The organism is Vibrio rubrogenes, from assembly GCF_059641415.1.
In genome coordinates this window covers 61,114-67,403 of sequence record NZ_JCARSY010000022.1, presented here as the reverse complement: position 1 = coordinate 67,403, position 6,290 = coordinate 61,114, and the positions used below count along the sequence as shown (strand labels likewise).

Sequence of the window (6,290 nt, the reverse complement as noted above, 5' to 3'; positions counted from 1 at the left end):
GCAAGTTTTTTTAAAACAATGATTAACACACCTATATATGTGTATAATTCACTCAATCCGCTTGTTTTATCTACATATCTTTAAATTCTTGCGCAAATCTTTTTACTTTATCCCAATTGGTATACTCAACTTCTTTTGATGTATCGGTTTCACCACCAGTCATCTTCATAATGAATCGAATCATAATCCGATCGAACAAACGATACCTTGGATAACGTAATGCACCGGCAAATACACCTATCATTGGCGGTTGCCAGATAGATTTACGTAAAAACGTCTGAATGTAAGCACTGCCTTCAGGCGTATCTTTTTTTTGGTCTTCTTTTCGTGCAGTTAAGTTGACACAAATAAAAGCGGCTTTTGCTTCATCTAACTGTTGATGGTGATTCTCAATAAATTGGTAAAGTGCTTTATGCAGTCGGCCATACCGGATCGAAGCGCCGATTAACACTTTATCGTAAAGTGCCAAATTTAGTTTTGGGTTCAGATGTAAATCAACATACTCACACTGATACCCTTCAAGTTGTGCGATGACATGTTCAACAATTTTTTTGGTCTGTCCTTCTCGGGTTGAATACAGACAGAGAACTTTCTTCACAAATATTCCTCTTAATTGCGCCAAAATGCAGGTGTGAACAGGACAAGCAATGTAAAGATTTCTAATCGCCCAAATAACATAGAAATAATGAGGATCCATTTTGCTTTGTCATTAATATCACCAAAATGGACCGCCACTTCACCCAACCCCGGACCAAGGTTATTCAATGTCGCGGCAACGGCAGAAAATGCACTTAACTCTTCCATTCCCGTCGCAATTAAAGCCAACATACATAAAACAAAGACCAACGTATAGGTGGAAAAAAATCCCCATACGGCATCAATCACGCGTGGAGACAAGGCCTTATCCCCAAGCTTAATCGGATAGATGGCTCGCGGGTGGACAAGACGTTTCATCTCTCGCCCACCTTGTAAGGTCAATAACAGAATCCGGATCACTTTCAATCCACCGCCCGTGGAACCAGCACACCCGCCGATAAATGAAGAGAAGAGTAACAATACCGGTAAAAAAAGCGGCCAATCAGAAAATCCGGTGGTGGTAAATCCGGCCGTGGTTGAGACTGAAACACTCTGAAATAGTGCTTTATCAAAAACTTCAGCAACAGAATCGTATTGCTGATGAAGCAATAAAACAGAAAAACAGGTTAAAAACAGCATGGCCTGAATAAACAAAAACGTTCTGAATTCGTAATCTTTCCAGTAGAGCTTCGGATGGATACCGCCGGAAGCAAATGCCGCATAATGCAACGTAAAATTACAAGAGGATATCAACAGAAAAACAACCGTTATCAGGTTAATCGCCTGACTATTGAAGTACCCCATACTGGCATCATGCGTAGAGAAACCACCGATCGCAATCGTGGAGAAACTATGACACATCGCATCAAAGAAGGTCATCCCCGCGAGCCAATACAGAAAAGCACAAACGACAGTGATTCCCAAATAGATATACCAGAGTGCTTTCGCCGTTTCTGCAATACGAGGCGTGACTTTGGTGTCTTTCACAGGACCGGGTATTTCAGCCCGGTAGAGCTGCATCCCCCCGATACCAAGCACAGGAAGAATCGCGACGGCCAGAACAATGATCCCCATGCCACCGAACCACTGTAAAAACTGCCGATAAAATAAAATCGCTTTAGGCAGCTCATCCAACCCGACAATGACTGTCGCTCCGGTGGTTGTCAGGGCAGAAAAAGATTCAAAAAAAGAATCCGTCAGAGAAATATTAGGATTCTCCGAAATAAAAAATGGAATCGCCCCGGCACTACCGATAACGGTCCAGAACAAAACCACAATCAAAAAACCATCGCGAGATTTTAATTCATGTCGATGGTTACGGTTCGGAAACCAGATAACTGCCCCACAGAGGAGCAAAGCAAAAAAAGTCGTCACAAACGAGACGCCGGCACCATCACGATAGATCAAAGCCACCAGCGCAGGCGCCAGCATCGAAACACTGAATAAGGCAAGGAGTAATCCGACTATACGGATAATAGAACGAAATTGCATGATGATATGGCTGATTCTGACCTTAGTTATTTAGTTCATCATCTGAACTCACAAGAACTCTTGCACTACTTTTATTGGTTATCACTTGGATAAACTCTTCAATATATCGAATTTCAATCTCAATCGTGATAACAACTCGCTGAAGATACTGTGCTGCTAGCTCCTGAGCACCAAATTGCTGAATGACTGATTGAGCCAAAGGAATCAACCCATAGTCTAGCGCCAAGTTTAATTTCTTGGTGATTTTTTTTTCGATAGTTTGAAGTTGCTTAAGAGCCTGTTGAACGCCACCACCATAAGCTTTGACTAATCCACCGGTTCCCAGCTTAACACCACCATAGTAACGTACAACAACCGCAGTAATTTCTCCGATATTTGCACCTGAAAGCTGAGCTAAAATAGGTTTTCCTGCGGTCCCTGACGGTTCCCCATCATCACTGAATCCCCATTTCATTGAATCATCAGGTCGCCCGGCAACAAAAGCCCAACAATGATGTCTGGCATCAGGGTACTGATGTTTGAGCTGCTCAATAAAGCCCTTAGATGACTCAATCCCCGGCGTATGCTGAAGAAAAGTCATAAACAGACTTTTTTTGATCTCTTCGTCATAACGGACCGAAGTTGCCGGAATAGCATAAGGCTGATCATTCATTAAATACCCGGAATTACATCAAATCAGAGAATTGTCACAGTCTATCACGACCATAAAGAAAAGTGCTGCGGATCTAAAAAAATGGAATTTATCTTTTCATTTATTGCAGTTATCTCAACTTGTGCCCACACTTTTTGAATACTAAAACAAGTCATCGTACCAGTTGACTTACAACAAATGCATGTCAGGAGATAAATTCATGATCTTTCAGTCAAAGACATTGCAGGTAAAGGAAATAGAAGGTGGTATCCTTGAGCTGCAGTTTTGCGCACCTCAGTCGGTCAATACGCTTGATACGGCAACATTAAGCTATCTGGATAAAGCATTGGATGCAATCCAAGACTTTCCGGGACTCAAAGGCTTAGTACTGACATCCGATAAAGAAAGTTTTATCGTCGGTGCAGATATCAATGAATTTTTAGGCTTATTTCAGTACCCGAGTGATGAACTGGAGCAATGGCTTCATTATGCCAACCGGATATTCTGTAAACTTGAAGATCTTCCGGTGCCGACAATATCTGCACTGCGTGGATATACACTTGGTGGTGGATGTGAGTGTGTACTCGCTACTGATTTTCGTGTTGCCGCCCGGTCAACAAAAATTGGCTTACCGGAAACAAGACTAGGGATTATGCCCGGGTTTGGTGGCTGTGTTCGTCTACCCAGATTAATCGGTGCAGATAATGCCTTAGAAGCCATTGTTCAGGCTCAAATATTCAATGCAGAACATGCACTCTCTGTCGGGTTGGTCGATGCTATCACAACTGAAGAAGAGCTTTTCGCAACGGCAAGAAGAACGTTGGACGATGCGATTCACAGTCGCATTAACTGGAAGAAAGTACGGCAGGAAAAATGTGCACCGCTGACTTTATCACCAGTAGAACGCCTGATGGTCTTTTCGACAGCGAAGGGAATGACCCACCAAAAAGTAAGTACTCACTACATGGCGCCTTTTTTAGCGATAGAGACGATTGAATCCTCAGCAACACTGTCTAGGGATGAAGCGCTCAATATCGAGCGGAAAAACTTTGTCACACTGGCGAAATCAGATCAGGCGACAGCACTGGTCAGTATTTATCTCAATGACCAGTATATTAAAGGTCTAGCTAAAAAAGCCAAACAGTCACTCACCCATTCCATCAACCATAGTGCGGTGATTGGTGCCGGTGTGATGGGTGGCGGCATCGCCTACCAATCCGCGATTAAAGGGATCCCTGCCGTTTTAAAAGATATCGTGCCTGACTCTCTGAAATTGGGTATGGATCATACAACTCAACTTTTGGAACAAGGCATCAAGAGAGGCAAACTGTCTCCCAGAGATATGGCAAATACCCTTGCCTCGATTCGGCCGACACTCAACTATGCCGGTATAGAAGAGGTAGATATCGTTGTTGAAGCCGTGGTTGAAAACCCTAAAATCAAATCGTCAGTCCTGAAAGAACTGGAAGAAAAAGTAACCCCCAGTACCATTCTGACCTCAAATACATCAACAATTCCGATTACCCAATTGGCCGCTGGACTATCAAGACCTGAAAAGTTCTGTGGGATGCATTTTTTCAACCCGGTTCATAAAATGCCGCTGGTTGAAATTATTCGCGGTAAAGAAACCAGTGAAGAAACAATTTCGGCAGTGGTTGCTTTTGCAGCTCATATGGGCAAATCGCCCATAGTCGTCAACGATTGCCCCGGATTTTTTGTCAACCGCGTTCTTTTTCCTTATTTTCTGGCTTTTTGTCAGTTGCTTGATGAAGGATATGACTTCGTCCAGATCGATAAAATCATGGAAAAAGATTTTGGCTGGCCAATGGGGCCGGCCTATTTGCTTGATGTCGTCGGTATCGACATCGCGTATCACGCACAACAGGTGATTTGCCAAGCTTACCCGACAAGGATGAAATCATCTCCGGATAACATCATAACCCGACTATATGAAGCGAAGAAATTCGGTCAGAAAACCGGCGAAGGATTTTATCAGTACCATACGGATAAACGTGGCAAGAGCCAAAAAGTGTTATCACCGGACATCTATCAGCTTGTCTATGCATCGGGAGAGCCGTTACCCGTCACGGATAAACAAATGATCATGGATCGCATGATGATTCCGATGATGAATGAAGTCATTCTCTGTATGGAGGAACAGATTGTCTCCTCATCCGCAGAAGCAGATATCGCACTCGTGTACGGCCTCGGTTTCCCACCATTCAGAGGCGGTGTTTGTCGCTATCTGGATACCATCGGTATTGCACAATATATTCAAACTGCTCAGTCATACCAGCGTTTAGGAGAACTCTATCACGTACCGAAATCTCTCGAAGTCATGGTTCGTGAAGCAAGGGCTTTCTATCCCATCCATCATGAAAAATCAGAATCAGAGAGAGGGTAAGAGTATGAGTAAGCAAGCAGTGATCGTTGATTGTATCCGCACCCCTATGGGCCGCTCAAAAGAAGGCGTGTTTCGCCATACTCGTGCAGAAACACTGTCAGCCCATTTGATGCAGTCACTAATTCAACGTAATCCACAAATGCCGGTGGCAGATATCGAAGACATCTATTGGGGATGCGTTCAGCAAACGCTGGAACAGGGAATGAATATTGCGCGCAATGCTGCGGTGTTAGCCGGGCTACCGTTTGAAATTGGCGCTGTCACAGTTAATCGCCTGTGTGGTTCATCGATGCAAGCCTTGCATGATGCGGCAAGATCCGTTTCTGCCGGGGATGCCGATATTTGTCTCATCGGTGGGGTTGAACATATGGGGCATGTGCCGATGACTCATGGTATTGATATGCATCCCGGCCTGAGTAAACATGCAGCGAAAGCTGCTGGGATGATGGGTTTAACCGCTGAAATGTTGGCAAAACAAAACCAGATCAGTCGAGACGCTCAAGATCAGTTTGCCCTGCGTTCCCATCAAAGAGCGGCACGAGCCACAGAGCAAAAGTTATTCCAACGGGAAATCGTACCAACCCAAGGCCACAACGAGCAAGGCGCACTGATATCTCTGCAAGAGGATGAAGTTATTCGTCGCGATGCTTCTCTCGATTCCCTTGCATCACTCAAACCAGTTTTCGACCCGGCCAACGGCACCGTCACAGCCGGAACCTCTTCAGCCTTATCAGACGGGGCATCGGCAATGATCGTCATGACGGAAGAGAAAGCGCAGCAACTCGGATTACCCATCCGGGCGAAGATTCGAGCGATGGCAGTCGCGGGATGTGAACCCTCCGTGATGGGAATCGGCCCTGTCCCTGCGACCCGAAAAGCACTGAAAAGAGCCGGGTTATCTCTGCACGATATTGACGTCATTGAACTGAACGAAGCCTTTGCGGCACAGGCACTTTCCTGTATTCAGCACTTTGAACTGATGGATAGCTTTGATGATAAAGTGAATTTATGGGGCGGTGCGATTGCATTAGGCCATCCGCTGGGATGCTCTGGTGCCAGAATATCCACAACACTATTACATGTAATGGAACACCAGGATGCCCGGTTTGGACTGGCAACTATGTGTATTGGTATGGGTCAGGGAATCGCGACTATTTTTGAACGCGTCCGCTAATCAGCCTCATATCC

5 protein-coding genes are annotated in these 6,290 nt (G+C 44.9%); 2 read left to right on the top strand and 3 right to left on the bottom strand.

Going from position 1 to position 6,290, the window contains the following annotated elements:
* Positions 1-70: 70 nt before the first annotated feature.
* The 3 genes from hemG to AC55NX_RS14925 are packed head-to-tail and all read right to left on the bottom strand — an operon-like array spanning position 71 to position 2,719.
* Positions 71-598, bottom strand: coding sequence for a menaquinone-dependent protoporphyrinogen IX dehydrogenase (gene hemG, locus AC55NX_RS14935; RefSeq protein WP_496996446.1), 528 nt, complete (start codon positions 596-598; stop codon positions 71-73).
* A gap of 11 nt (positions 599-609) precedes the next feature.
* Positions 610-2,067, bottom strand: coding sequence for a TrkH family potassium uptake protein (locus tag AC55NX_RS14930; protein WP_496996445.1), 1,458 nt, complete (start codon positions 2,065-2,067; stop codon positions 610-612).
* Between the two features lie 22 nt (positions 2,068-2,089).
* Entirely contained in the window at positions 2,090-2,719 is a 630-nt protein-coding gene (locus tag AC55NX_RS14925) for a YigZ family protein (RefSeq protein WP_496996444.1), read from the bottom strand.
* A 199-nt stretch (positions 2,720-2,918) separates the two neighbouring features.
* Between AC55NX_RS14925 and fadB the strand changes: the two genes are divergently transcribed.
* Both fadB and fadA read left to right on the top strand, forming a co-directional pair.
* Complete coding sequence (gene fadB, locus AC55NX_RS14920; RefSeq protein ID WP_496996443.1) at positions 2,919-5,102, top strand: fatty acid oxidation complex subunit alpha FadB; 2,184 nt, start codon at positions 2,919-2,921, stop codon at positions 5,100-5,102.
* Between the two features lie 4 nt (positions 5,103-5,106).
* On the top strand, positions 5,107-6,276 hold the full coding sequence (gene fadA / locus AC55NX_RS14915; protein ID WP_496996442.1) for an acetyl-CoA C-acyltransferase FadA: 1,170 nt from the start codon (positions 5,107-5,109) through the stop codon (positions 6,274-6,276).
* The last annotated feature ends 14 nt before the right edge of the window (positions 6,277-6,290 follow it).

Coding starts and splice junctions, on each gene's coding strand:
- AC55NX_RS14930 (WP_496996445.1), bottom strand. CDS start 2,067: ATGCAATTTCGTTCTATTATCCGTATAGTCGGATTACTCCTTGCCTTA.
- AC55NX_RS14925 (WP_496996444.1), bottom strand. CDS start 2,719: ATGAATGATCAGCCTTATGCTATTCCGGCAACTTCGGTCCGTTATGAC.
- fadB (WP_496996443.1), top strand. CDS start 2,919: ATGATCTTTCAGTCAAAGACATTGCAGGTAAAGGAAATAGAAGGTGGT.
- fadA (WP_496996442.1), top strand. CDS start 5,107: ATGAGTAAGCAAGCAGTGATCGTTGATTGTATCCGCACCCCTATGGGC.